Origin of the sequence: Kribbella sp. NPDC003505, from assembly GCF_040610875.1 — a bacterium.
GTDB lineage: Bacteria > Actinomycetota > Actinomycetes > Propionibacteriales > Kribbellaceae > Kribbella.
The window spans coordinates 205,126-229,704 of record NZ_JBEXNA010000009.1; the positions used below are offsets into that span (position 1 = coordinate 205,126).

Consider the following 24,579-nt stretch of genomic DNA (forward strand, 5'->3'; position numbering starts at 1 on the left):
CCGGCAACCGCCACGTCACGAACCCTTGTGGCCTGGATTTGCTACGTAGTAAATTCCACCGACATGACGCGTACCGCCCTCGCCCCCAGGTTCACCGGAGCCGGCAGCATCGAGTTCGCGGACCACCAGTACCCGGACCCCGGACCAGGTCAGCTCCTGCTCGCCGTCCAGGCCAACGCCCTCTGCGGCACCGACCGCCACCAGTACTACGACGGCTCGTCCGTCGTCCCCGGACACGAAGCCGCCGGCACCGTCCTGCAGGCCGGTGAAGGCACCAGCACGCCGGTCGGCACCCGCGGCGCCGTTTTCCTGATGGACTTCTGCGGCCAGTGCCGCAGCTGCAAGTACGGCGCCACCAACCAGTGCTTCGCGAAGCGCGCCGACATGGGCTTCACCCACGACGGCGGGTACGGCCCCTACGAGCTCGTGCACGAGACCAACTTCTTCCCGATCACCGACGACATCGAGATCGGCAACGCGACCATGCTGCTCGACGTGATGGGCACCAGCGCCCACGCGCTCGGCCGTGCCGCGCTCGTCCGCCAGGACGTCGAGAGCGTCTATATCGCCGGCGCAGGCCCGATCGGCCTCGGTCTCACCGTGATGAGCAAGCTGAAGTACGGCGCGGACGTCCCGGTCTACATCTCGGACGTCGCCCGCTGGCGACTCGATTTCGCCGAGACGTTCGGCGCGGTCCCGCTGCTTGCCGACGACATCTCCGCGGCCGGCCACCCGGATGTCGCGTTCGATGCCTCCGGCAAGGAGTCCGCGCGCCGCGCGGCTCTCGACATCATCGGCAAACGCGGCGCGTTGATCTGTGTCGGCCACGGTGAAGGCGTGACCCTGAACGCCTCCGACGACCTGATCGGTCCCGAGCACGCCGTCCTCGGCAGCGAGTACTTCCGGTACGACGAGATGCCCGGCAACCTCGCGCTCTTGTCGGCGCACCAGGACCTGATCGCCCGAGTGATCAGTCACCGCTTCCCGGTCTCGGACATCGCCGAAGCGTTCCGGCTGTTCCTGGCCGGTGAGACCGGCAAGGTCGTCATCACCCAGGAGAGCGCCGCATGAGGGTCGCGGTCGTCGGCGCCGGCGGCTGGGGCGAGCACCACGCGCGCATCTTCTCGCGGCGCGCGGACACCGAGCTGTGCGCCGTCGTCGGTCGCACGCCCGAGAAGACCCGGCGCCGGGCGGAGCGGTACGGCGCCACGCCGTACAGCGATCTCGGCCTCATGATGGAGCGTGAACGCCCCGACCTCGTCACGGTGTGCCTGCCGAACGAGGACCACTACGACGTCACGCTGCGCCTCGTGCGTACCGGCGTACCGCTGCTGGTCGAGAAGCCGCTCGTCTTCGACCTGGCCGAGGCCGACGCGCTCCTCGACGTGGCCCGCGACCGGTTCTTCGCGATCAACTTCAACCACCGGTACGCCGAACCCGTGCGCCGCGCGAAGGCGCTGATCGACGCGGGCGAACTGGGCGACCTGATCTTCGCCACCTGGCGCTTCGGCGGCGAGGCGAACCGCGGCGGGTCCCCGCACGCGAACCTGATCGAGACCCAGTGCCACGGCTTCGACCTGCTCGAGCACCTCGTCGGCCCGATCTCCGCGGTCTCCGCGCACATGACCGACAAGACGTACGGCGCGTTCAGCACGGTCGCGCTGGCTCTGGACTTCGAGAACCGCGCCGTCGGCACGATGCTCGGCACGTACGACTCCTCGTACGCCTACCCGGACACGCAGCGGATCGAGATCAACGGCACGAAGGGACGCGTGGTCATCCACGACACCGTCCGCGCGCTGACGTTCTCCAAGGCCGGCGACCCGGTCGAGCAGCGCTGGCACTCGACGTACTTCGACGACGAGGCCCGCGACTTCGCAGGCACCTTCGACCGCCACGTCGACGCGCTGCTCACCGCACTCCGGGCCGGCGACCCGCCGCCCGTCCACGCGAGAGCAGGCCGCCGCGCGCTCGAACTCGCGCACGCAGCGATCGACTCGCACGCGACCGGTCGGGCAGTACGATCCAATCCATGGACCGGACCAATGCACTCGTAGAGCGCCTCTTCCGGAACGCCGGTGCGGCCCTCGAGCTGTACGCCGTCTACCTCGGCGAGCAACTCGGCCTGTACCGAGCACTCGCCGAGCACGGCACCGCCACGTCGGTCGAGCTGGCCGAACGCACCCGCACCAACGAGCGCTACATCCGCGAGTGGCTCGAGCACCACGCGGTCAGCGGACTCGTCGACGTCGACGACGCCACGGCAGCGCCGACCGAGCGGCGCTACACCCTCCCGGCCGAGCACGTTCCGGTGCTGGCCGATCCGGACAACGTCGACTACCACGGCTACAAGGGAGTCGAGCTCGCCCGCGCGGCGCGGATGCTGCCCGACCTCGTCGAGGCCTACCGCACCGGTGCCGCGCCGCCGCACCAGCCGTGGGAGCCGGAAGGGCGCGCGGAGTTCAACCGGCCGACGTACCTGAACCTGCTCGGCAAGCAGTGGCTCCCGGCGATCCCCGAGATCGACCAGCGCCTCCGCTCCGATCCACCGGCCCGGGTCGCCGACTTCGCCTGCGGCACCGGCTGGTCGTCGATCGCGATGGCGCAGGCCTATCCACGGATCACCGTGCACGGCCTCGACCTGGACGAGGACGCGATCGCCGCGGCGCGCCGGCATGCCCGCGACACCGGACTGAGCGATCGGGTCGGTTTCTCGGTGGCGAACGCGTCCGACGCCGCGCAGACCGGGCAGTTCGACCTGGTCACGATCCTGGAGGCGCTGCACGACATCCCGCGACCTGTCGATGCGCTGCGCAGCGCGCGGCAGCTACTCGCGCCGGGCGGTTCGGTGCTGATCCTCGACGAGCTGGTCGAGGACGAGTTCACCGCGCCGGCGTCGGAGCTGGAGCGTTACCACTACGGCTGGAGTCTGATGTCCTGCTTGCCGGAGGCGATGGGCGATCCGGAGTCGGCCGCGACCGGCGCGGTGATGCGCCCGGCGACCTTGCGCCGCTACGCCACGCAGGCGGGATTCGCCGAGACGCGGACCCTCGCGTTCCAGACCGCACTGTTCCGCTTCTACCGGCTCATCCCGTGACCGCGTCCGCCTTCGCCTGGAGATAGCGCTGCTCCGGGAGGCTCGTCGTACGGCGGGCCGCGGCCAGGTAGTGCTCGTGGGCCAACGCCTGCTCGCCGGCGCGCTCGTACAGGTGGGCGCGGACCGCGTCCAGACGATGAGTCTCGGTGATGAGCTTGTCGTCCTCGAGGGTCGCGAGCAGGTCGAGGCCGGCCTGCGGACCCTCGACCTGGGCGAGCGCGATCGCGCGGTTGAGCGTCACCATCGGGTTCGGGGCGAGCTTCTCCAGGACCAAGTACAGCGCGAGGATCTGCCGCCAGTCGGTCTCCGCCGCGCTCGGCGCCTCCGCGTGGACGGCGGCGATCGCGGCCTGCAACTGATAGGGCCCGGCCGCGCCGCGGCGCAGTGTCTCCAGGGTCAGGTCGGCGCCCTCGGTGATCTGCGCGCGGTCCCACAACGACCGGTCCTGCTCGTCGATCGGCACCAGGCCGCCGTCGGCCGTCGTCCGGGCGGCCCGGCGCGCATCGGTCAGCAGCATCAACGCCAGCAGGCCCGCGACCTCGCCGTCGTCGGGCAGCGCCGATCGCAGCATCCGCGCCAGGCGGATCGCCTCGGCGGTCAGCTCGACGCGCTGCAACTCCTCGCCTGAGCTGGCGGTGTACCCCTCGTTGAAGATCAGATAGAGGACCTGCAGTACGACGCGCAGCCGCTCGGCCTGTTCCGCCGGCGGCGGCAGCTCGAACCGGCTGCCGGCCGCCTTGATGCTCTTCTTCGCCCGGCTGATCCGCGGCGCCATCGTCGCCTCCGGCACCATGAACGCGCGGGCGATCTCCGCCGTGGTCAGACCGCCGACGGCCCGCAGCGTCAGGGCGACCTGCGAGGCCGGAGTCACTGCCGGGTGGCAGCACAGGAACAGCAAGGTCAACGTGTCGTCGGTGTCCGGCGCCTCGTCCACGTCGGCGGCCGGGGACACGAGCTCCTCCGGGCCGGCCATCGCCGCAGCGTTGTCCTCACGCCGGCGCCGCGCGCTCTCGCTGCGGAACGCGTCTGTGAGCCGACGCGTCGCGACCGTGATCAGCCAGCCGCGCGGGTTCGCCGGTACACCGTCCACCGGCCATTGCGTCGCCGCCGCCAGCAGCGCCTCCTGCACGGCGTCCTCACACAGGTCGAACTGCCCGTGCCGCCGCGCCAGGAACCCCAGCACCTGCGGCGCGAGCTCGCGCAGCAACCCCTCCACATTCACCCCGCCGAGCCTACGCGCCGAGCAGCCCGCAGCTCGACAGTACGTATACGTCCACTACGCCCGATCGGCGATGTCGCTGAGCGTGCGCGGGGCGGGGCCGAGCGAACACATCCTGTCGAGCTGCCGACTCAACCGTACGACCAGCCCGACCAACCGTCGGCGTGGATCGTGATCACCGGGCCCCGGGGCGGGTCGGCCTCGTACTGCGGGTACTTCGCCGCCAACAGCTCCACCGCCGCCGCGTGGCCGGGCATCACCCGCGCGACGCCGTCGACCCGGACCCACCACAGGTGCGTCCAGTCCTCGGCGTACTCGTCCACCAGGACGGCGACCCGCTCGTGTGCGGCGATGTTCCGCAGCCGCTTCAGCGCGGTCGTCGACTTCGGCTTCTGATCGACCGCGATGAACAGCTCGTCACCGTGAACGACGTAGGTCACCGGCACTACGTGCGGCCGGAGATCCACCCCGACCGTCGCCAGCCGCCCGACCCGAGCGGCCGCTACCCGAGCCCTGCAGGTCGCCTCGTCGAGTCTCACTTCTGCAGGTGGCGGAGAGCGGCGGCGGGGAGCTTGCGGGTGAGAGGGCCGAGCAGGGAAGCGTCGCGGAGGGCGGTGCGGGCGGCGAGGTGGCCGCAGGCGCCGTGGACACCGCCGCCCGGGTGGATCGCGGAGCTGCCCAGATACAGGCCGTCGACGAAGGTGCGGGCGCTGCCCAGCCCGATCGTCGGCCGGAAGATCAGCTGCTGCTGGAGTTGCATCGTGCCGCCGCCGACGGCGCCGAGGCCGAGAGCGGCGTTCCCGGACTCCAGCCCCGACGGGCGCTGCAGGTCCCGCGCGACGACCAGGTCGCCGAACCCGGGTGCGAACCGCTCGATCGCGCGCTCCATCCGGCCGGCCAGCTTCTCCGCGGACGCGTCGTCGGCGACACCGCGCGGCAGGTGCGCATACGCCCAGACCGCTTCGGCGCCGTCCGGCGACCGGGTCGGATCCGACTTCGTGGTCTGGCCGATCAGCAGGAACGGCTGGGACGGCACCCGCCCGGTGTCCAGGTCGGCGGACAGATGCACCAGGTCGTCGGCGGTCCCGGCGAGGTGGACGACGCCGGCCGACCGCGCCTCGGGTGACAGCCACGGGATCGGTCCGCTCAGCCGGAAGTTCAGCTTGACCGTCGGGTAGTCCCACTCGAACCGCTCGTCGAGATCGCGGCGCAGACCGGCCGGAACGAGTGCCTCGGGCAACAACTCGCGGTACAGCACCGGCGCGGACGTGTCCGCGACCACGGCCCGCTCGACGGCCACCGTCTCCCCCGAGGCCGTGTGGACGGCGGTCACCCGGCCCGCCGACACCTCGAGACCGGACACCGGCGTGTCCCCGACCAGCAGCGCACCTGCCCGCTCGGCCCGTCGTACCAGCGCGCCGGACAAGGCCGAGGATCCGCCCGCGGCGACCGGGAAGCCGACGTCCTGGGCGAGCATCGCGAGCAGCCAGCCCATCGTGCCGCTGACGGCGCCCGACAGCGACGCGTCCGCGTGCAGCGCGTTCCCGGCGATGATCGCCGGCCCGTGCCGCCCGTCGAACAGCTCCTGGCCCATCCGGTGCATCGGCATCGCCATGAACCGCGCGAACCGGAGCAACTCCCCCGCCGAACCGAGCTTCCGGGCCAGCTGCACGCCCGGGCCGATCGGCGGCCAGGTGGTCAGCAGCGCCTTCAGCAACGGCTCGCGGATGGACACGTACTGCTGGTAGAGCCGCAACCATGCGTCACCGTCGCCCGGGTGCTCGGCGCCGAGCGACTTCGCGGTGTCCTCCGGATCCGGGTGGATCGCCGCCGCGGAGCCGTCGGTGTCGAGCAGATGGACCAGCGGCAGCGGAGCGTGCGCCCACTTGAGGCCGAACTTCTCCAGCTCCAGCGCCCGGATCACCGGTGACGCGACCCCGAGGGGATAGTTCGAACTGAAACGATCGCTGATCCAGCCGCCGTCCTCGGTCGACCGGACGGCGCCGCCGAACGTGTCGGCGGCCTCCAGCACCAGCACGTCCCAGCCGGCGTCGGCGAGCGTGATCGCGCTCACCAGCCCGTTCGGCCCCGACCCGATCACCACGGCATCAACACTGCGCGGGAGCATGCTTCGACCTTAGCCGACCACGCCCCGCGGACCTGTATCACTCACCAACACGCGCCGAACGACGCCTCGGGCCCTCGCGGGAGCGGACGCCGGCCCGGCTGCCGCAGGTTGCTGAGTGGTGGGGGTCCGGGCCGGTCAGCCCCGGTGGGACTCGATCTCCCGCATCAGGGTGGTGAGCTCGCGAGCTCGGCCGATCATTGCCGGGTCGGCCATGCGGCCGTCCGGTAACACGATCACTCCGCCGTTCGCGATGTCTGCCTTCTCGACCGCGGCCAGCAGTTCCTGCGCGGCGGTGATCTGGGCGGGGGTCGGGGTGAATGCCTCGACGATGGTCGGCAACTGCCGGGGGTGGATCGCCGTACGGCCGACGAAGCCGAGTGTGCGGCCCTCCTCGCAGGTACGGCGGAGGCCGTCGAGGTCGTGCACGTTCGCGTACACGGACATCATCGGTGCGCCGAGACCGGCGGCTCGGGACGCCGAGACGAGCCGGCCACGGGCCCAGGTCAAACCCTCCGGACCGTCCACGCCGAGCGCGCTGGACAGGTCCGCCTCGCCGAGCGCGACCGCGACGACCCGCGAGTCGGCGGTGGCGATCTCGAACGCCCGCTCCAGACCCAGCGGGGATTCGATCAGCGCGGTGATCCTTGCCGACGGCACCTTGTCCAGCACCGCGTGGACGTCGGCCGCGCGCTCCACCTTCGGCACCCGCAACCGCACCTGCGGCACGGCGCGGATCGCCGCCAGGTCGTCCTCGATCCAGGGCGAATCCAGCGCATTCACCCGGATCTCGACTGGCCCGCGGGCGTTCGCGGCGACCCAGGCGACCGCCCAGCCGCGGGCGTCCGCCTTGTCGGCGACCGGTACGGCGTCCTCCAGGTCGAACACCACCAGATCAGGGCCTGCGGCGACAGCTTTCGCGAACCGGTCCGGCCGGTTCGCCGGTACATACAGTGCGGTCAGCACCTCAACACCCCCTCACACCACTCCAGCTGCCCGCAGCGCCGCCACCTGATCCGGCGTCACACCGATCTCGGCGAGCACCTCGTCGGTGTTCGCACCGTGCGGCCGCCCGGCCCACTTGATCTCCCCCGGCGACTCGGACAGCCTGAACAGCACGTTCTGCATCTGCACCGGGCCCAGCTCGTCGTCGTCCACGCTGACGATCGTCCCGAGCGCGGCGTACTGCGGGTCGGTCATGATCCCGCGGATGTCGTGCACCGGCCCGACCGCGGCCTCGGCCTTCTCGAACTCCTCCATCACGAGCTCCAGCGACCGCGCCGCGATCCACGACCCGACCGCCTCGTCGAGCTCGTCGGCGTGCTGGGCGCGCTCGCGTCCGGTCGCGAACCAGGGCTGCGCGACCAGATCGGCGCGCCCGACCAGCGTCAGCACCCGCTCGGCGATGCTCTGCGAGCTCGTCGACACCGCCACCCAGCGGCCGTCCGCGGTGCGGTAGACGTTGCGCGGAGCGTTGTTCGACGAGCGGTTCCCCAGCCGGGGCTGCACGTACCCGGTCTGCTGGTACGCCGTGATGCCGCCGCCGAGCATCATCAGGATCGGCTCGATGATCGCCATGTCGATGACCTGCCCGGCCCCGGACCGGTCCCGTCCGCGCAGCGCGACCAGGACGGCGTACGCCGTGGCGAGCGCGGTGATCCCGTCCGCGAGGCCGAACGGCGGCAGCGTCGGTGGGCCGTCCGGCTCGCCGGTGACTGCCGCGAACCCGCTCATCGCCTCGGCCAGCGACCCGAACCCGGGACGCCGCGACCACGGCCCGACCTGCCCGAAGGCCGTCACCCGCGCGATCACCAGCCGCGGGTTCGCCGCCAGCAGCACGTCCGGACCGAGGCCCCAGCGCTCCAGCGTCCCGGGCCGGAAGTTCTCCACCAGGACGTCGTTCTGCCGGACCAGGTCGAGGAACACCTCCCGGCCGCGGGACAGGTCAAGTGTCGCGAGCCGCTTGTTCCGGCCGAGGGTCTTGAACCAGAGCCCGACACCGTCCTTCGAGGCGCCGTGCGTGCGCGCCGCGTCCGGCCGGGACGGGTGCTCGATCTTCGTGACGTCGGCGCCGAAGTCGCCCAGGAAGGTCGCTGCCAACGGCCCCGCGAACAGCGTCGCCGCCTCCAGCACCTTCACGCCGTCGAGTGCAGCAGGTCTCATCCCGCGCACCTGAAGCCGATGGTCTGCGAGCGGTCCAGTCCGCCGCCGGTGAGGACCAGCTTGAAGCTGACGTCCGGCTCCTGCGGGCCGCCGTCGGCGTACCAGTCGGAGCCCTCGGCGACGTAGTGCGAGCCGCCCTTCAGGATGCAGAACCGGCTGCGGCCGTCGCGGTGCTCGCTCTCGGTCAGGTTCCACACCAACGGCTCGCGCCGGGTGAACCCCTCGACGAGCGCGGCGACCTGCCACTCGTCCTCGCTGGGCAGCCGTCCGCCACGCCAGGCGGCGTACGCCCGGGCGTCCGGCAGGTCGACGTACGTCACCGGCTGGTCCTCGGTCCCGGGGACGGGCGCGCCGTCGACCCAGTGCTTCAGGAACCGGTTCGCGACGAGCGGACGGTAGCCGGTCGCCTGCAGGAACGTCAGGTACTCCGCGTTGGTCACCTCGGCGACAGCCACCGAGCATCCCGGCAGCGACACCTCACGCGTCACGGTCTGGATGTCGTGCAGGCGAGGCGGCAGCGGCTTCCACTCCTCGACGTACGGCGCGGTGTCGTACAGGCCGGTCTCGCGCCGCCGGTGCCGGACGATCAGCGTCTGCTCCCCCGCCGGTACGTCGACCGCCGGGCCGATCTCGGCGGGACCGGCGACCGGTGGCGCGACGACCCGCTCGGCCGGCCGCATCGGGAACGCGGACTCGTCGACATGGGCGCGCGGCATCGTGCCCAGCCGGCGCGCGGTGGCCCGGCAGGAGGCGCCGGCCGTGGCGCCGACGCGGACGATACCGGCCACGCCGCGGCCCGGTACGACCAGATGGACACCGTCGTCGTCCGCGGTGATCGGGACGCCCGTCGTCACGTCGTACCAGTCGCCGACCTGGTCCTCGGAGCGCAGCACGATGCCGTCGAAGTCCTCGTCGTGGCGGTTGATCAACGTCCAGAACGTGATGTCCGCCAGGTCGAACCGGGACCCGTGGACGCCGTGGTCGCGGGCCTTCTCCGGGATCTCCGGCGTCAGCTGGATCCAGTCCCCGTTGATCAGCACCGGCGCGAAGGCCCGTTGCGCGGCGACCATCCGGCGCAGCGTCGCGCGGTCACGGGCGTTCCACCCGACCCACGCCGAGAACACCGACTCCCAGACCAGCATGCCGACGCCGTTCACCCAGGCGGACTGCAGCTCGTCGCTGTGGTCACGATTCCACCGGCGGGTGTGGTGCATCATGTGCCGGCGCTCGAACAGGTGCGCCCGCAGCACGCCGGGCGCGTCCGTGTCGGCGAACCACTGCGCCCAGGACAGCGCGTGGTCGCCGATCCTTGCCATCGGCAACCGTGACTCGCCCTCCAGCGCGATCGCCGGGTTCGCCTGCCGGATCGCGCGGGTGAACTCCGGGTCGCCCTCCTTCAGCGTGTCCAGGAACACACCGTCGACCGTGTAGTCGGTGACCAGCGCAGCGAACTCGTCGGCGTCCGAGCGGTCCGCGCGGCGGGTGCCGACGTCCCACGGGTTGTAGTCGAAGAACACCTTGAGGCCGAGCCGGTGCAGGTCGTCGATCAGCTCACGCAGCCCGGGGACGTCGCGGTAGAAGTCGAACTGGTTGCGGTCGTCGATCCCGATCACCGGGTAGGCGTGCCAGAGCACGATCGCGTCGTACCCGCCGAACTCGGCGATCCCGTGCTCGACGAACTTCTCCGGCGTGAAGCGCCCCGTCTCAACGTTGTAGAGCAGGTCGTCCCAGAGCCAGACCAGCGCCACCGAGTACGCCGTCTGGGTCCAGGCGCGACCGGGTTCGTCGTAGTGCGAGCCGTCGTACCTGGTCCGTTCGAAGGCGCCGAACCGCCACTCGGCCAGCTTGGCGCGCCACCGCGGCAGGTCGGCGGGGTCCTCCGGGGCGCCGAGGATCTTGGCGTCGTCCAGGAACGACAGGTCGGCCCGGAGCCCGAGATCGACCTTCGCCGGAAGGTCGATGGGCCGCGGTTCGAGCGGATTCACAGGTACACCTCCGCATAACGCGCGTCGATTGCATCCCCGTGCGGCACGGAGGGAATCGCCCCCGCGGCCTGAACACTCAATGAAGCAGCAACGGTAGCGCGTCGGACCGCGTTCGTCAGGTCGCTTGCCGTGATCGAGTCGTTAGCTGATTCGGCAGCCAACGTGGCGGCCAGTACTCCGCAGAACGTGTCCCCCGCCGCGGTCGTGTCCACGACCTCGACCGGTACGCCGGGAACCGCGATCTCCTCGGCCTCGCGGGTCAGGATCACCGCGCCCGCCCCGCCGAGCGTGACCACCGCGGCCGGCACCTGCTTCAGCAGCGCGGACCGGTCCGGCCCGGCGATCGCCTCGGCCTCGGACTCGTTCACCACCAGCAGGTCCACCTCGGCGAGCAGCTCGTCGGGGAGCTCCGCGGCCGGTGCCGCGTTGAGCACGAAGTACTTCGCCGCCGCGGCCGCCGCCTGCACCGTCGGGAACGGGATCTCCAATTGAGAAAGAACGATTTTCGCATCGCCGATCGCGGTCAGCGCGGCCGCGGACAAGGTCAGCCCGCCGTTCGCGCCCGGGGCGACGACGATCGAGTTCTCACCGCCGTCCTCGACCGTGATGATCGCCGTACCGGTCGGGGCGTCGCTGGTCGTCGCCAGCGACAGGTCCACACCCTCGAGCGCGTCGCGCAGCAGCGCGCCGCCGTCGTCGTCACCCAGCGCGACCACCATCGCCGTCCGGGCGCCCGCGCGGGCCGAGGCGACCGCCTGGTTCGCGCCCTTGCCGCCCGGACCGCGCGTCATCGCACCGGCGAGAACCGTCTCACCCGGACGTGGAATGCGCTGAACCGGCAGCACAAGATCCACATTCGCGCTCCCCACCACCAACACATCAGCTACCACGACAGGCTCCACCCCGGGCCACCTCCACAGTCCTCCGCGCCAGCTCGTCGATCGCGATCTGGTTCATCCCCGGGAGGCTGGTGGCCACCCGATTGTCCAGTGGTGCGGACCACTCTGCCGGAACCCCGCGCGTCGCGCCAAAAACCGCGCCCACGGTGGCACCGGCCGAGTCGGTGTCCCAGCCGCCCATCACCGCGCGGCCGATCGCCGTGGTGAAATCCGGAGCGGTCAGCGCATACGCGGTGAGGGCGGTGTTGTTCACCGCGTGCACCCAGTGCAGGTCGCCGTACTCGTGGTGCAGCGCGTCGAGCGCGTCGTCCAGCTCGGCGTCGGCGAGGCTGAGGCCGAAGCGGACCGCGCGGGCGATCGCGCCCTGACCGCCCACCACGTCGAGGCCGGCGACCGCGGCCTCGACCGGATCGTCGAGCACCAGCGCGGCCGCGGACATCGCGGCCACCCAGAGCGCGCCGTCGACCCCGGCGCCGGTGTGACTGAGCCGCGCGTCGACCAGCGCGAGCCGCGCGGCCGCCGTGCGGTCGCCGGGATGCGCCCAGCCGTAGGCGTCGGTCCGGATCTGGGCGCCGATCCACTCCCGGAACGGGTTCCCGACGACGGCCGCGCGGGCCGGCTCGACCCCTTCCAGAAGGTTGCGGTAGGCAACACGCTCGGCGGTGAACACGCGGCCGGCCGGCAGGTCGCCGAGCCAGCTCTGCGCCACGTCCTCGGTAGTCATGTCCGGCCCGAAACGCTCCATCATCAGCAGCGCCAGGATGGCGAAGTTGATGTCGTCGTCCTCGGGCATGCCGTCGATGACCTCGCGCAGGCTGTTCACCTTGGACCGCCGGTTCCACGGCCAGCGCCGCTGCACCTCGTCCGGCACACCGGCCGCGGTGATGTACTGCGACAGCGGCCACTGACCGGAGGTGGCCAGAATCTCCCGGATACCCTCGCGCGGGATCTTCTCCACCGGCTTGCCGAGCAGGTTCCCGGCCATCCGGCCGAGCCAGGCGTTCAGCGTGCGGGTCTCGAGATCGACCGGCTCACCCAGCGACGGCAGCTCCGGGATCACCGGCTCGCGCCAGTCTCCGGTCCGGGCGTCGAGCACGTCCAGCAACTCGCGGGCGAGTGCCCGCAGCGCGGGCGTCGCGGGCTCGTCGGAGGCGCCCGACACGGGCGCGTCCGTGGTCCCGCCGGCAGCCAGCCAGCGGGCCTGGACATCCGTGACGTCGACGCCCTCCGACCGCGCCTGGACCAGTTGGTGCGGGAGGAGGTCCTCCGGCTGCACCCAGGTCAATCTCATCGAGGCTCTTCCTTCCCCTGTTGCGCCAGGCGAAACGCACACCTGGATCGTTCAGTCGGCGCGGCCTGATACTTCCGGCCATGTCCCGAACAGCTGTCACCCGCCGCAGCTTCTTGACCGGAACCGCCGCCGCGCTCGCTCTTACCGGAAACCTCCCCGAACTTGTCGATGCGGTAGGGATATCGCATCGCACCGACAACCGACCGCTGTTCACGCTCGGCGTCGCGTCGGGCGATCCGCTGCCGGACGCCGTGGTCATCTGGACCCGCCTCGCGCCCGGTCCGCTCGAACCGTTCGGCGGGATGGACGACCGCCCGATGAACGTCGAGTGGGAGGTCGCCGAGGACGAGTCGTTCCGCAGAGTGGTACGCCGAGGTACGGCGCACGCCCGTCCGGAGTACGCGCACACCGTGCATGTCGACGTCCGGGGACTGCGGCCGTGGCGGCACTACTTCTACCGGTTCCGCGCCGCCGGTCAGATCAGCCCGGCCGGTCGGACCCGGACCGCGCCGGCGCCGTCCGACGAGCCGGCCGTGACGCTGGCGGTCGCGTCCTGCCAGGCGTACTACGACGGGTTCTACACCGCCTACCAGGACGTCGTACGCCGGGAGCACGATGTCGTGCTGTTCCTCGGCGACTACATCTACGAGGTCGGCGTCGGACCGACCGCCGGCGTCCGCAACCAGTCCGTACCGGTCGACTTCGCCGGCGAGATCTTCTCGCTCGACGAGTACCGGGCCCGGTACGCGTTGCACAAGACCGACCCCGACCTGCAGGCCGCGCACGCGGCGGCGCCGTGGATCGTCACGCTCGACGATCACGAGGTCGAGGGCAACTGGGCCGGGTACGTGTCCGAGGACGGCATCCCGTACGACGACTTCCTCGTCCGCCGGGCGAACGGGTTCCGGGCCTACTGGGAGCACATGCCGCTGCGTCTCGACCAGTCCCCCGACGGCCCGTCGATCCGCCTGCACCGCCACCTCCGGTACGGCCGTACCGCCGACCTGAGCATCCTCGACACGCGGCAGTTCCGCGACGACCAGACGTCGACCGGTGGATGGCTGCCGCCGGACGAGGTGTCGACCGACCCGGCGCGCACCATCACCGGCGCCGCCCAGGAACGCTGGCTCCTGGACACGCTCGGATCCTCCACGAGCCGCTGGAACGTCGTCGCGCAGCAGGTCGCCATGGCCCAGCTCGACCGCAAGACCGGGCCGGAGCTCGAGCTTCCGATGGACACCTGGAACGGGTACGCCGCCGCGCGCGATCGCGTGCTGTCCGGCGTCCGGGACCGCGGCGTCGGCAACTTCGTCGTCCTCACCGGCGACCTGCACCGCAGCGTCGCCTCCGACCTGCGGGTGGACTTCGCGGATCCGTCCACGCCGGCGATCGGGTCCGAGTTCGTCACCACGTCGATCTCGTCGGGCAAGGACGGTGTCGACGCCGACGCCACCGGGCGCGCGCTGCTCGCCGAGAACCCGCACGTCAAGTACCAGAACGTCCAGCGCGGCTACCTCAGCTGCCGGCTCGACCGGACGCAGTGGACGTCGGAGTTCCGTGTCGTCGACCGCGTCGTCACGCCCGGCGGTACGGCGTCCACGCGCGCCACCCTGGTCGTCGAGGACGGCCGTCCCGGAACCCATCTCGCCTGAACGGACCAGCCCATGCTCCGACGCATCGCCCTCGCCGCCGTCCCGCTCACACTCGTGGTGCCCGCCGTTGCCGTTGCCAGCGGCAACAACCAGGTCGAGATCAGCGCCACGCCGCAGCCCGTGGAAGTCGTGCCGCTGCCGTGCTTCCCGGCCGGGAAGCTGACGCTCGGCATGACCAACACCGGCCGCAAACCCACGATCGCCGACCTGCGTGTCACCGGGGACGCCGCCCTCACGCTGTCCCGGCACCAGTTCTCCAGCTACCTGCCGGTCGATCAGCTCGTGAAGGCGCCGCTCGAGGTCACCGTCCCGCGCGGCACCGCGCCCGCGACGTACTCCGTCGACCTGACCGTTGGTAAGCAGCACCTGCAGGTACCCGTCGTGATCAAGCCCGTCCCTGCGCGCGACAACCTGCTGCTCGGCGAACAGGCCGTCGCATCCTCCACCAATGGCAACATGCGCTTGTGCGGCGGCGTCGACGGCAACGCCGACTCCGAACAGTGGGGCGCCAGTGGCTGGCACGACAACACCAAGGGCGTCTTCCCCGACAGCTACGGCGTCGACTTCGTCCAGCCGACCGCCATCGGCCGAGTCGTCCTCCAAACCCTCGACTCGGCCAAGTACCCCGCGGCCGTGATGGGCATCCGCGACTTCGATGTCCAAGTCCGGAACGACGGTGTATGGACGACCATGGAGGAGGTTCGGGACAACACCGCAGGCCGGCTGGTCATCACCTTCGAGCCCCGCGCGGTCGACGCCGTCCAGCTCGTCATCCACGACTCCAACGACCACGGGTACTCCCGGATCGTCGAGCTCGAGGCGTACGCCAACTGACATTCAGACCAGCGCATCCAACGCGGCCGCACGCCGGGCCCACCGCTCGGCGTCGGCCGCCCGGATGTCCCGTACGACGGACGCCATGACACGACCCGGCGCCACCAGATCGGTCTTGCTGGCCTCGGCGATCCGCTCCGCCCAGTCGGACGGTACGCCGTCGTGGCCCTGCAAAGCTCCGGTGACCGCGCCCGCCATCGACGCGATCGAGTCCGCGTCGCGCCCGTAGTTGGTGCCGCCCAGGACAGCCCGCCGTACGTCTCCCTCGGCGACCAGGACGAACCCGAGCGCGACCGGAAGCTCTTCGATCGCTTTGGTACGGCTCGGCCGGCGGGCGTCCATCGACAGCTCACGGTAGTTCGGACCGACCGTGTCGTACGGCTCGATCGCCTTCCGTAGCACGGGAATCGCCTCCTCCCAGTCCGTCACGCCGTCGGCCGCTTCGGCGACCGCCTCGACGGCCCTCCGAGTGCCGTCCTTGGCCAGCGCCACAGCAGCCTCGACCGCCGACGCGGGTGTTGCGCCCGGCGTCATCGCCGCGGCGACGGCGGCCGCGAACACGCCGGCCGCCTCCCGTCCGTAGCTCGACTGGTGCGCACCGGCGACGTCGAGCGCCTCGGCGTACGCGCCTTCGGGATCGCCGGCGTTGGCGATCCCGACCGGTGCCATGTACATCGCCGCACCGCAGTTCACGATGTTGCCGACACCCGCCTCGCGCGGATCGACGTGCCCGTAGTGCAGGCGGGCGACCAGCCACTTCTCGGCCAGGAACACCCGCTGCAGCAGCAGCGCGTCGGCCTCGAGCTCGGGGACCCAGCGGGTCCCGTTCAGCATCTTCGGCACCAGCGACTCGGCGACCGCGTAGGCGTCCAGGTGCGACCGGCGCTCGTCGTACACCTCGACCAGGGCGTGCGTCATCAAGGTGTCGTCGGTGATGTGCCCGTCGCCCTTGTGGTACGGCGCGATCGGGCGGGCGGTCCGCCAGTCGTCGTACCACGGGCCGACGATGCCGGTCACCCAGCCGCCGTGCCGCTCCCGGATCGCCTCCGGTGTCCAGCCTTCGACGGCTCCGCCGATCGCGTCACCGACCGCGGACCCGACGAGGACCCCCGTTGCCTTCTCCTCGATCAAGGACATCAGTTGTTGACCTGACCCCATCCGTCGCTCAGTTTCTTGCCCAGCGCCGCCGCGTCGGTCTTGTTCGCCAGGTACTGCTGGAACGCCGGCGTCGCGATCTGGTCCTTCCACTGCGGGTAGTTCTCCACGCTCTGGAACGGCGCCTTGGTCAGCTCGGCGCCGCTGGCCAGGATCTGCTGCCAGCCGTTCTTGCCGCCGGTCGCCTGCTGCACCGCGTCCCGCGCCGCCTGGGTGGTCGGGATCAGCCAGTCGCCCTGACCGACCGCGGCCAGGTTCTCGGCCTTCATGAAGTAGTCGATGAACTTCGCCGACTGCTCGATGTGCTTGCCCTCGGCCGGCGCCGACAGCGTCTGCGGGTTCGCGGCCTGCTTGCTGCTCGTGCCCTTCAGCGGCGGCAGCACCTCCCACTGGAAGGTCTTCGGCGCCTCCTCGAGGATCTGCTGCGCGACGTAGTTGCCGGCCACGACCATCCCGTACTTGCCGGCGTAGAACCCGGGCAGCACGTCCGAACCGCTCTGCGTCAGCGACGTCGGGTCGATCGACTTGTCGTCGTAGGCCATCGCGTGGATCCGCTTCGGCACCTCGAGCTCGGCGTCGCCGATGGTCGCCTTCGCGTCCTTGCCGGAGCCGTCGAAGTACTTCGCGTCGAAGTTCAGGCCGAGGTTCAGCATCGTCGCGGTCGGGCTCTTCAGGCCCCAGCCGAGTCCGAACTTCCCGCCCGCGGTCAGCTTCTTGGCATCGGCGGCCAGGTCGTCCCAGCTCAGCGAGTCACCGGTCGCAGTGATCCCGGCCTGCTTGAGCATCGCGGAGTTCGCGAACACGACGTACGACTGCAGGAGCGTCGGCGCGGCGTAGATCTTGCCGTCCTTGGAGACCGTGTCCCAGACGCCCTGACCGACGGCGTCCTTGGTGTCCTGGCTCAGGTACGGCGAGAGGTCCGCGAGGTAGCCCTGGTTGACGAAACCGGTGATGTCGGCGGACTCGTCGTGGATGATGTCCGGCGCGGTCCCGCCCTGGAACTGGGTGACCAGCTGGTCGTGCACGGAGTCCCAGCTGCCCTGCACGTACTCGACCTGGATGTTGGGGTTCGCGGCGTTCCAGTCCGCGACGATCTTCTTGGTCGCGGCGACCGTGGTCTTCTGGAAGGCGAGGCTCTGGAACTTCAGCGTCACCTTCTCGGTCGACGACCCCGAACCGCTGTCGTCGCTGTTGCCCCCGCACGCGGCGAGCGTCACCAGCGCTCCCGCCGCCAGCAACGCGGTCAATACCTTCTTCATTATCTCTCCTAACCTTTGACTGCGCCGCTCAGCAAGCCGGAGGTCAACCGGCGCTGAAGGAAGGCGAAGAACACGAGACTGGGGACGGTGGCCAGCACGGAGGCGGCGGCGAGCGGGCCGAACTGCACCTGGCCCTCGGCCCCGACGAACCGGGCGAGCACCAGCGGAAGGGTCTTGAGTTGCGGGTCCTGCAGCAGGACCAGGGCGAAGAAGAACTCGTTCCACGCCGAGATGAAGGTGAACATCGCGGTCGCGATCAGGCCCGGCCGCAGCAGCGGCATCACGATCGAGACGATCGTCCGGACCCGGCCGGCGCCGTCGACGGAGGCCGCTTCCTCGAGCTCGCGCGGGACCGCGGCGACGTACCCCTGCAGCATCCACAGTGCGAACGGCAGCGACCAGACCATGTACACGATCACCACGCCGGGGATCGTGTTGGTCAGGTGCAGCGGGCGCAGGATCATGAACAGCGGGATCACGATCAGGATCACCGGGAACACCTGGCTGACCAGGATCCACCCGTTCGTCAGCGGCCGCAGCCGGCTGCGGAACCGGGCCAGCGCGTACGACACCGGGAGCGCGACGATCAGCACCAGGATGGTGCTGTAGATCGAGATCTGCAGGCTGTTGCCGAGACCGCGGACCAGGCCCTGCTCGTTCAGCGCGTCGCTGTAGTTGGACAGGTCGAAGTGCTTCGGCAGCAGGCTGGGCGTGATACTGGCGAACTCCTGCGGCGACTTCAGCGAGCTGGAGATCAGCCAGAGCAGCGGGAAGCCGAGGAAGACCAGGTAGCAGACGACGGCGACGTACTGCAGGAAGCGGGTCGCGGGACGCGTACCCAAGCGGCGCCGCCTCATGCCTCGCTCCTCAGCCGGTTCCGCAGGTAGAAGAACAGGAACGCGATGATGATGACCACCATCACGTCGCCCATCGCCGCGGCCATCCCGAAGTTGCCGTAGCGGAACGCCTCGTTGTACGCGAACAACATCGGCAGCATCGTCTTGCCGCCCGGGCCGCCGGCGGTCAGCACGTAGACCAGGCCGAACGAGTTGAAGTTCCAGATCATGTCCAGGCTGGTGATCGCGACGATCACGGTCCGCAGCTGCGGAAGCGTGATGTTCCAGAACTGGCTCCAGGCGCCGGCGCCGTCGACCGCGGCCGCTTCGTACAGAGTGCGGTCGATGCCCTGCAGGCCGGCGAGCAGGGTGATCGTGGTCATCGGCATGCCGACCCAGATGCCGACGACGATCACGGCCGGGAGCGCGGTGTTGAAGTCGCCGAGGAAGTTGATCGGATGGTCGGTGAGGTGCAGCTTCTGCAGGATCTCGTTGACCGGGCCGTTGGTCGGGTGCAGCAGCAACCGCCACATGATCGCGACGACGACCGGGGGCATCGCCCAGGGGATCAGCGCGAGGGTGCGCGCGACGCCGCGGAATTTGAGGTTCGTGTTCAGCAGCAGTGCGAGGCCGAGCGCGGCGACGAACTGCAGGATCGTGACCGACAGGGTCCAGATCACGCCGATCCGGAACGAGTCCCAGAACAGGTCGTTGTGCAGGAGTTTGGCGAAGTTGTCGAAGCCGACGAAGTTCGTGTCGACCCGCAGGCCGGCGCGGGCGTCGGTGAAGCCGAGCGCGATACCGCGGATCAGCGGGTAGACGCTCAGGATCAGCACCGGCAGCAAGGCGGGCAGGAACAGCAGGATCGCTTCCCGGTTCTGCCGCGGCTTTCGGCCCTTCTTCGTCACCGGCGCCGGCGGCGCGGTCACTGTTGCCGTCACGGCGTGGACCTCCTGATACTCAACGACGGCTGGACGACGATGCGGCGCGGCGTCCGGTCGTTGTCCTCGATCCTTGCCAACAGCAACTCAGCCGCCCGGCGGCCACGTTCGGCGGAGCCGAGGTTCACACTCGTCAACGGAGGGAAGCTCTGCTCGGCCAGCTCACTGTCGTCCATCCCGACCACCGCAACGTCCTCCGGCACCCGCAACCCGACCGCCGCCAGCTCGTGCATCAACCCCACGGCCAGCAAGTCGTTCGCACACACCACCGCATCGAACCCGACCCGCTCCGCACCGGAGGTCGTCAGCAGCTGCCGTCCGGCAGAACGTCCTGCGGCGAAGGTGAAGTCGGCTGCCTCCGTGGCGGCGACGGGCTCGAGGTTGTAGGCCTTCAGGGCTTCGGTGAAACCCTTCGCGCGGGCCGCACCGGGAACCGTGTCGGCGGGACCGTTCAGGAACGCGATGCGCGTGCGGCCGCGGGACGCCAGGTGGTCGACGGCGAGCAGCATGCCCTTGGGTGAGTTCGCCCGCACGGTGTCGACACCCGCTTTGGCCGGGACGTTACCGGCGACGACCACCGGTACCTCGCATTCGCGGATCGACTTCACCAGATCCTCGTCGACGCGCAGCGGGCTGATCAGCAGACCGTCGGCGTACCCGCGCGCCATCCCCCGAACCAGCGCGACCTCGTCCACCACGTCCGGCCCGGTCGTCGTCACCACCAGCCGGTAGCCGGCCGCGGCCACGACCTCCTCGACCGCCCGCATCATCGTCACGTACACCGGGTTGCCGACGTCCGCGACCGCCAGCGTCAGCTGGAACGTCCGCCCGACCTTCAGCGACCGGGCCCGCGCGTCCGGCACGTAGCCGAGCTCCGACACCGCCCGCTGCACCCGCTCGACCATCTCCTCGGTGGCCGGCAGCCCGTTCAGCACCCGCGACACCGACGCCACCGAGACCCCGGCCGCCCGGGCCACCCCAGCGATCGTCGGACGACTCACGCCGACCTCCTGTAATCGTTCTTGTAATCGTTTACAGGCCAGACAGTAGGACGCTGAAGCTTCCCGGTCAACATCACGCAGCTCACATCCCCCACCGCAACCGGACCGTGACCTCACGGCGCAGAGGAGGGGCGGGTCAGGGCCGCGCGGTGAGAGGTGGGCCGAGGAGTCGGGTTTGAAGCTCGGCTTCGGTACGTTCGAGCGTCTCGGCGGTGACGGGGTCGGCGAGCATGCGTTGGAAGCGGCGTTCGAAGCCGGCGGGGGCGAAGAGGCACAGGAGGCGGACCGGCTCGGTGCCGAGGTTGGCGAGCGTGTGCGGGGTGTTCTTCGGAGCGCACGCCCAGGTCCCCGGTCCGCCGGTGAGTACTTCGTCGCCCAGCTGCACGGTCAGGTCGCCCGCGAGGACGTAGAAACCTTCCGCATGCGTGGGGTGCAGATGCAGTGGCGGGCCACCGGACCCGACCTCGAGCGTCATCTCGACGACGCTCAGCGCACTGTCGCTGCCCGAACTGTCGAGCAGCACGCGCAAGGTCTCACCGGCGGCCGGCCGTACGACGATGCCGCGGTCGAAGGTCATGCCCAGTCAGTTGCCCGCTCGGTAGAGCAACCATGCGTCAGCCATCCGCTGCGCCTGTCCGGGCGTGAACTCGGTGTAGCAGGAGTCGTAGGAGTAGTCCATGTAGTTGTGGATCGGGTCGTCGCCCGGCGCCTGGCAGGTGTCCTTGCCGGCCGGGCATCCGGAGGTCGGCGTCTTCTCCGCCGGGGTGTCGTCGACGAAGTCGCCCTTCGAGCCACACTTGCCGGCGAACGTGTGTTCCAGGTTGAGCCAGTGCCCGACTTCGTGCGTCGAGGTCTCACCCTGGTCGTAGCGTCCGGCGTACGTGGTCGACGTACCGAGGAAGGACTCCCAGTCGATCACGACGCCGTCCAAGTAGGCCTGGTTGGTCGTCACGATGCTCGGTAGGTAGGCCCATCCGAGGTAGTCGCCGGCGGTCGTCGAGTACAGGTTCAGGTCGCCCGCTCCGCCGGTGCGCAGAGCCTGCTTCATGTTCTTCTCGTCGGCACCGCCCGGGTTCGCGGCGAACCAGGCCGCGTTGTCGGTCCGCGTCACGCCCGCCAGCGTGAAGCTGAACCCGGTGCGGGCTCCGCCTTCACCACCGGCGTACGTGTTGTTCAGTACGTCGATCTGCGCCGCGATCTGGGCGCTCGTCAGGGACCCGATCGTCCCGTTCGTGACCACGTGGAAGTACACCGGGACCGTCGCCCTGAACCCGGGCTTGGCCTTGCCCTGCGCCGACGCCGGCAACTCCTGGGCGACCTGCCCCAGGTTCGGCTCCCGCGGCCCTCCGCGCGCCGCTACGACGCTGTCCTCCGAGACACAGGCGTCTCCGCTCGGCAGGCTCGTGGCCTGACTCTGCGTCCCACTCAGTCCGGCGCCCACCAGTGCCACGACGGCGACCGCCCGCGCTGCTCTGTTCCACTTCATGACTGCCCCCTGCCATGAGTCGGTCCCCCAGGCAATCCGACTCTAAGCAGGGCAGCCGTACGGCGGAAGGGCTACTCGTCGTCCTCTTCGGCGCCCGGGCGCTCGGCCCACGGGGTCTCCTTGGCGGGACGGACGACGATGAGCTTGTCGCCGGCGGCCAGGACCGAGACGTTGGAGTCGTAATACCGGTGCACCTTGCCGTCGCGGACCACCGAGACCACCCGGTCCGGTACGGCGGACGGCGGCTTGCCTACCTCGCGACCGAGGACCGGGCGCTCGGCGACCTCGAGGCCCTCGCCGTAGGTCAGCAGGTCCTCCATCACCTCGCCGAGGTTCGGGCTGACCGCGGACAGTCCGAGCAGCCGGCCGACCGCCTCCGACGAGGTGACCACGGCGTCCGCGCCGCTCTGCCGCAGCAACGGCACGTTGTCCTCCTCGCGGACCGCGACCACGACGTGCGCGTTCGGGTTCAGCTGCCGCACGGCGAGCGTGACCAGCACGGCCGAGTCGTCCCGGTCGGTGGTCACGATCACCTCGCGCGCGGTCATCACCTCGGCGCGGCGCAACACCGTCCGGTTCGTCGCGTCGCCGTGGAAGGCGGCCATCTGGTCGTTGCCCGCGTCACCGATCGCCTGCGCGCGCGGGTCGATCACGACGATCTCGTCGCGTTTCACGCCGTTGCTGATCAGGGTCTGCACCGCGGCCCGGCCCTTGGTGCCGTAGCCGACGACGATGGTGTGGTCCTTCATCCGTTTCCTCCAGCGCGTGTCGCGCATGATCCGGCGACCCTCGTTGGCCAGCACTTCCAGTGTCGTACCGACCAGCACCACCAGGAACGCGATCCGCAGCGGAGTGACGATGAAGGCGTTCACCAGCCGGGCGGTCGGCGTCACCGGCGTGATGTCGCCGTACCCGGTCGTGGTGAGCGTGACGGTTGCGTAGTAGATCGCGTCGATCAGGTCGACGCTGCCGTCGTAGCTGTCCTTGTAGCCGTCACGGTCGACCACCACGATCAGCACCATCACGGTCAGCAGCCCCAGCGCGATCAGAAATCGGCTGAAGAGCTGAAAGAGCGGCGAGCGCGTGCTCGCGGGCAGGTTGACCAGCAGACCGTGGGGGTTCCGACCGGTGGGAAGGGGTGGCACGGGTCTGACGATATTGCACCGGCGGTCGATCCACCGCATGCGACAGGCTCCGGTCGGACAGTGCGACACTCACCATCAGACTGTCGCCGTCCCGGATCACCCGGGAGCGCATCCGCAACCGCTCCAGGGTGCGCAGCATCGCGTGGTTCTCCGGCTGCACCATGCAGACCACGCGGTCGGCGCCGAGGGCCCGGGCCTCCCCGACCACCTGGCGCAGCAGCCGCAGCCCGAGGCCCTGCCCCTGCCAGCCGTCCTCGACCAGGACGGCGATCTCCATCGTGGTGCTGCCCAGCTCCTCCCACGGCGCGGCCGTGGCCATCCCGATCACGGCGTCGTCGACACACGCGACGACCGACACGCCGCCGGCCGGCGCCGACAGGTGCCGTGCGGTCCGGGCGGTCAGCTTCGGCATCGGCACGTGGTAGCGCCGGGTGCGGCTCTCGTACGAACACCGGTCGTGCATCGCGACCACGGCGTCGGCGTCCTCGACGGTCGCGAGCCGCAGGTCGGGTACGCCGGTCCCGGGCCGCGGCCCCTCCGGCGTCTCGAACCGCTCGGCCAGCCGGCCGGCGATCTCGACGAGCACATCCGCGCGGGCCCACTCGGCCGGCGTGTACTCGTCGAACCCCTGCAGGTTGCCCAGCTCGTCGTCGACCGACACCGGGTCGTCGATCAGCCGCAGTACGGCGCGCAGGTACCGGGTGGGGGCGTCGCTGAGGACGTCGGCCTGGCAGGGCCGGACCGTCGTCCGGACGCAGCCGGCCTCGGCCGCCAGCGCGGTCAGGTCGTCGGCGGTCCAGCCGACGCCGGTGGAGACCACCAGCTCGTCGACGGCGCCGGTCTCGGCGGTGAAGACCTCGAGGCTGAGAATGTTGATTTCGTCCGCACCACACCGTGCAGCGAGTTCGGCCAGGGCACCGGGCCGGTCGGCGAGTTCGGTCCTGATCTTCCAGAGCATGCGGACGCCCTCCCTCGTGGAAACGTCCTTCCACTCTGCGTCCGGCCTGTTGCCCGGCCGGGTCCGGGATGTTACGCGCGCGTCAACGTTTCCGGCGGACCAGCAGCAGGATGTTCGGCCGCTGGGCGGTCAGGGCGGCGGCCGGCTCACGATTGTCGAGGTCGGCGTGCCGGAGCAGCTCGGGGTAGCTGCTCTGCGGTACGGCGGGGTAGGTCGTCACGATCGCGTCGCCGGAGAACACGAAGAAGATCGCCTGCCCGTCCTTGATCACCTTCAACAAGGACCCCTCGCGCACGGTGAGAACGTGCTCGACCGCCTTGCGGCGCGCGGACCGCTTCGCCCAGGCCGCCTGCAGCGCCTGCTGTGCGGGCTCGCGCCCGTGCCGGACCGCCTCGACGACGAGCGGTCCGTACCGCACGCCGTACTTGACCAAGTTCTTGGCGAGCTTCCCGTTCGCCTTCCCCGCGCCTGCCATGCGTCGAGCCTACTGACTGCGCCGGGTCGGCATGCGGTGCCGCACGGCGTCAGGCACC

The 24,579-nt window shown here is 70.3% G+C and carries 23 protein-coding genes; 5 read left to right on the forward strand and 18 right to left on the reverse strand.

Features of this window, described 5'->3' with window-relative positions; translation table 11 throughout:
• Positions 1–63 precede the first annotated feature (63 nt).
• Genes ABZX12_RS29080 through ABZX12_RS29090 form a run of 3 tightly spaced genes read left to right on the forward strand, consistent with a single transcriptional unit; the run spans position 64 to position 3,097 of the window.
• Entirely contained in the window at positions 64–1,071 is a 1,008-nt protein-coding gene (locus ABZX12_RS29080; protein WP_355698243.1) for an alcohol dehydrogenase catalytic domain-containing protein, read from the forward strand.
• Positions 1,068–2,057: a Gfo/Idh/MocA family oxidoreductase gene (locus ABZX12_RS29085; protein WP_355698245.1), complete on the forward strand. Its 990-nt coding sequence runs from the start codon at positions 1,068–1,070 to the stop codon at positions 2,055–2,057. The genes ABZX12_RS29080 and ABZX12_RS29085 overlap by 4 nt, the downstream gene beginning before the upstream one ends.
• On the forward strand, positions 2,033–3,097 hold the full coding sequence (locus ABZX12_RS29090) for a class I SAM-dependent methyltransferase (RefSeq protein ID WP_355698247.1): 1,065 nt from the start codon (positions 2,033–2,035) through the stop codon (positions 3,095–3,097). Before ABZX12_RS29085 ends, ABZX12_RS29090 begins: the two co-directional genes overlap by 25 nt.
• Here ABZX12_RS29090 and ABZX12_RS29095 read toward each other — a convergent pair.
• The 8 genes from ABZX12_RS29095 to ABZX12_RS29130 all read right to left on the reverse strand — a co-directional run bounded on the left by ABZX12_RS29095 (position 3,087) and on the right by ABZX12_RS29130 (position 12,779).
• Positions 3,087–4,319, reverse strand: coding sequence for a sigma-70 family RNA polymerase sigma factor (locus ABZX12_RS29095; protein ID WP_355698248.1), 1,233 nt, complete (start codon positions 4,317–4,319; stop codon positions 3,087–3,089). The two genes, ABZX12_RS29090 and ABZX12_RS29095, sit on opposite strands and share 11 nt — an antisense overlap.
• A 128-nt stretch (positions 4,320–4,447) precedes the next feature.
• Positions 4,448–4,855 (reverse strand): TIGR03668 family PPOX class F420-dependent oxidoreductase, encoded by a 408-nt coding sequence (locus tag ABZX12_RS29100; RefSeq protein WP_355698250.1) that lies wholly within the window; start codon positions 4,853–4,855, stop codon positions 4,448–4,450.
• The gene (locus ABZX12_RS29105) at positions 4,852–6,444 is read right to left on the reverse strand and encodes an NAD(P)/FAD-dependent oxidoreductase (RefSeq protein WP_355698251.1); all 1,593 of its coding nucleotides are present in this window, start codon (positions 6,442–6,444) and stop codon (positions 4,852–4,854) included. The genes ABZX12_RS29100 and ABZX12_RS29105 overlap by 4 nt, the downstream gene beginning before the upstream one ends.
• Before the next feature lie 135 nt (positions 6,445–6,579).
• Positions 6,580–7,407, reverse strand: a complete 828-nt coding sequence (locus ABZX12_RS29110) for a CoA ester lyase (RefSeq protein WP_355698252.1) — start codon at positions 7,405–7,407, stop codon at positions 6,580–6,582.
• A 12-nt stretch (positions 7,408–7,419) separates the two neighbouring features.
• Positions 7,420–8,604: a CoA transferase gene (locus ABZX12_RS29115; RefSeq protein WP_355698254.1), complete on the reverse strand. Its 1,185-nt coding sequence runs from the start codon at positions 8,602–8,604 to the stop codon at positions 7,420–7,422.
• Positions 8,601–10,589 (reverse strand): SUMF1/EgtB/PvdO family nonheme iron enzyme, encoded by a 1,989-nt coding sequence (locus ABZX12_RS29120; RefSeq protein ID WP_355698256.1) that lies wholly within the window; start codon positions 10,587–10,589, stop codon positions 8,601–8,603. Before ABZX12_RS29120 ends, ABZX12_RS29115 begins: the two co-directional genes overlap by 4 nt.
• Positions 10,586–11,491: a ribokinase gene (locus ABZX12_RS29125; RefSeq protein ID WP_355698258.1), complete on the reverse strand. Its 906-nt coding sequence runs from the start codon at positions 11,489–11,491 to the stop codon at positions 10,586–10,588. Before ABZX12_RS29125 ends, ABZX12_RS29120 begins: the two co-directional genes overlap by 4 nt.
• Positions 11,469–12,779: an ADP-ribosylglycohydrolase family protein gene (locus ABZX12_RS29130; RefSeq protein ID WP_355698260.1), complete on the reverse strand. Its 1,311-nt coding sequence runs from the start codon at positions 12,777–12,779 to the stop codon at positions 11,469–11,471. The genes ABZX12_RS29125 and ABZX12_RS29130 overlap by 23 nt, the downstream gene beginning before the upstream one ends.
• A gap of 80 nt (positions 12,780–12,859) precedes the next feature.
• On the opposite strand from ABZX12_RS29130, the gene ABZX12_RS29135 reads away from it, so the two are divergent.
• On the forward strand, positions 12,860–14,431 hold the full coding sequence (locus ABZX12_RS29135) for an alkaline phosphatase D family protein (RefSeq protein WP_355698262.1): 1,572 nt from the start codon (positions 12,860–12,862) through the stop codon (positions 14,429–14,431).
• A 12-nt stretch (positions 14,432–14,443) separates the two neighbouring features.
• A complete protein-coding gene (locus ABZX12_RS29140; RefSeq protein ID WP_355698263.1) occupies positions 14,444–15,265 on the forward strand; it encodes a hypothetical protein in 822 nt (273 codons plus the stop codon).
• 3 nt (positions 15,266–15,268) lie between these two features.
• On the opposite strand, the gene ABZX12_RS29145 is transcribed toward ABZX12_RS29140, so the two are convergent.
• The 10 genes from ABZX12_RS29145 to ABZX12_RS29190 all read right to left on the reverse strand — a co-directional run bounded on the left by ABZX12_RS29145 (position 15,269) and on the right by ABZX12_RS29190 (position 24,521).
• Positions 15,269–16,402, reverse strand: a complete 1,134-nt coding sequence (locus tag ABZX12_RS29145) for an ADP-ribosylglycohydrolase family protein (protein ID WP_355698265.1) — start codon at positions 16,400–16,402, stop codon at positions 15,269–15,271.
• Positions 16,402–17,679: a sugar ABC transporter substrate-binding protein gene (locus tag ABZX12_RS29150; RefSeq protein ID WP_355698267.1), complete on the reverse strand. Its 1,278-nt coding sequence runs from the start codon at positions 17,677–17,679 to the stop codon at positions 16,402–16,404. The genes ABZX12_RS29145 and ABZX12_RS29150 overlap by 1 nt, the downstream gene beginning before the upstream one ends.
• 8 nt (positions 17,680–17,687) lie before the next feature.
• Positions 17,688–18,536, reverse strand: coding sequence for a carbohydrate ABC transporter permease (locus ABZX12_RS29155; protein ID WP_355698269.1), 849 nt, complete (start codon positions 18,534–18,536; stop codon positions 17,688–17,690).
• Positions 18,533–19,456, reverse strand: a complete 924-nt coding sequence (locus ABZX12_RS29160; RefSeq protein ID WP_355698270.1) for a sugar ABC transporter permease — start codon at positions 19,454–19,456, stop codon at positions 18,533–18,535. The genes ABZX12_RS29155 and ABZX12_RS29160 overlap by 4 nt, the downstream gene beginning before the upstream one ends.
• A complete protein-coding gene (locus ABZX12_RS29165; RefSeq protein ID WP_355698272.1) occupies positions 19,453–20,457 on the reverse strand; it encodes a LacI family DNA-binding transcriptional regulator in 1,005 nt (334 codons plus the stop codon). Before ABZX12_RS29165 ends, ABZX12_RS29160 begins: the two co-directional genes overlap by 4 nt.
• Before the next feature lie 136 nt (positions 20,458–20,593).
• On the reverse strand, positions 20,594–21,034 hold the full coding sequence (locus ABZX12_RS29170) for a cupin domain-containing protein (RefSeq protein WP_355698274.1): 441 nt from the start codon (positions 21,032–21,034) through the stop codon (positions 20,594–20,596).
• Between the two features lie 6 nt (positions 21,035–21,040).
• Entirely contained in the window at positions 21,041–21,943 is a 903-nt protein-coding gene (locus ABZX12_RS29175) for a zinc metalloprotease (protein WP_355698276.1), read from the reverse strand.
• A gap of 71 nt (positions 21,944–22,014) precedes the next feature.
• Positions 22,015–22,965 (reverse strand): potassium channel family protein, encoded by a 951-nt coding sequence (locus ABZX12_RS29180; RefSeq protein WP_355698278.1) that lies wholly within the window; start codon positions 22,963–22,965, stop codon positions 22,015–22,017.
• Positions 22,937–24,046 carry a GNAT family N-acetyltransferase gene (locus ABZX12_RS29185; RefSeq protein ID WP_355698280.1) on the reverse strand — a complete coding sequence of 370 codons (1,110 nt, stop codon included), beginning with the start codon at positions 24,044–24,046 and terminating at the stop codon, positions 22,937–22,939. Before ABZX12_RS29185 ends, ABZX12_RS29180 begins: the two co-directional genes overlap by 29 nt.
• 82 nt (positions 24,047–24,128) lie before the next feature.
• On the reverse strand, positions 24,129–24,521 hold the full coding sequence (locus ABZX12_RS29190) for a hypothetical protein (protein WP_355698281.1): 393 nt from the start codon (positions 24,519–24,521) through the stop codon (positions 24,129–24,131).
• Positions 24,522–24,579: the final 58 nt, after the last annotated feature.